Source organism: Kitasatospora sp. NPDC056076 (assembly GCF_042266305.1).
Taxonomy (GTDB): Bacteria; Actinomycetota; Actinomycetes; order Streptomycetales; family Streptomycetaceae; genus Kitasatospora.
In genome coordinates, this window is sequence record NZ_JBHJWG010000122.1 from 1 (window position 1) to 1,727 (window position 1,727).

1 protein-coding gene is annotated in these 1,727 nt (G+C 77.4%); it reads right to left on the minus strand.

The features are described from left to right. Positions 1–1,727, minus strand: a 1,727-nt coding sequence (locus ACFC1T_RS38330; RefSeq protein WP_375897427.1) for a condensation domain-containing protein, incomplete at both ends; no start/stop codon positions are given.

The window sequence follows — 1,727 nt, forward strand, 5'->3', positions numbered from 1 at the left end:
AGCACGTCCTCGACCGCGCGGCCGTCGCCGACCAGCCGGTCCAACTGCTCCTGGTCCAGGCCGGCCAGCGGGAAGTCGGACGGGGTGCGCCCGCCGGCGCCGGGCCGGGCGCAGTGCTCGGCCAGTTCGCGCAGGGCGGTGCGCATCTCCTCGGCGAGGCCCCGGACGGTGGCCTCGCCGTAGATCTCCGCGGGGTAGGTCCAGGCCAGTTCGAGGCGGCCGTCCTGGACCGCTCCGGTGACCTCCAGCAGGTAGGGGCGCGGCTCGTCCGGGTCGGTGTCGCGCCCGGCCGGGGGCAGCTGGCCGCGGACCAGGCCGTCGGCGCCGGGGCCGTCGCCGGATCCGACGCCGCCGGGGTCGAAGCGGCCGTGGTAGTTGAAGCCGACCTGCGGGGCGGCGCCGCCGGTCAGCGGGCCGTCCGGGTGGAGGTGGCGCAGCGCGCCGTGGCTGAGGCCGCGCAGCGGGACGGCGCGCAGCTGCTCCTTGACGGCCCGCAGGGTGTGGTGCCAGTCGGCGGCCGGGTCGACGCGCAGGGCGAGCGGGAACTCGGCGGTGAACCAGCCGACCGTGCGGGAGAGGTCGAGGTCGTCGAAGAGGTCCTCGCGGCCGTGCCCCTCGACGCCGATCAGCACCTCGTCCCGGCCGCACCAGCGGGCCAGGGTGCGGCCCAGGGCGCTGAGCAGCACGTCGTTGACCTGGGTGCGGTAGGCGGCGGGCGCCTCGCGCAGCAGGGCCGCGGTGGTGGCCCGGTCCAGGGTCACGGCGAGGGTGGCGGCACCGGCGTGGGTGTTGGCGCCGGGGCGGCGGGCGTCCAGGTACCAGCGCTGGATCGGGGTGAGCGGCGCCTCGGCGGGCTCCGGCTCAATCTCCTGATGTTCGATCACTTCTTGTGTGATCAGGGCGAGTTCGGCCACGCTCTGGTGCCGGAAGACGTCCTTGGTGGTCAGCGCCAGCCCGGCGGACCTGGCCCGGGAGACGATCTGGATGCTCAGGATGGAGTCGCCGCCGAGCGCGAAGAAGTTGTCCCGGGCGCCGACCCGTTCGACGCCGAGCACCTGGGCCCAGATCTCGGCGAGCCGCTGCTCGGTGCCGGGCGCCGGGGCGACGTACGGGGTGGAGCGGTCGGGCTGGGCGGGCGGTGCGGGCAGGGCGCGGCGGTCGGTCTTGCCGCTGACGGTGCGCGGGATCCGGGCCAGCGGGACGAAGGCGGCGGGCACCAGGTGGTCGGGCAGGGTGCGGCGCAGCGCCGCCCGCAGGTCGGCGGCGGTCCGGGCGGCGCCGTCGGCGAACACCAGGTAGGCGGCCAGCCGGGTGTGGCCGTGCCGGTCGGGTACGGCGGCGACGGCGGCCGCGGCGACCCCGGGCAGGTCCAGCAGGGCCGCCTCGACCTCGCCGGGCTCGATCCGGTGGCCGCGCACCTTGACCTGGTCGTCGGCGCGCCCCAGGTACTCCAGCCGTCCGTCGGCCGTCCAGCGGGCCAGGTCGCCGGTGCGGTACATCCGGGCGCCGGGCGGCCCGTACGGGTCGGCGGTGAACCGGGCGGCGGTCAGCCCGGGGCGGCCGGCGTAGCCGCGGGCGAGCTGCTCGCCGGCCAGGTGGAGCTGGCCGCCGACCCCGGGCGGCACCGGCCGGAGCCGGTCGTCCAGGACGTACGCCCGCAGGTTGGGCAGCGGACGCCCGATCAGCGGGCGGTCCTCGGCGGCGATCCGGCAGGCCAGCGCGTCGAC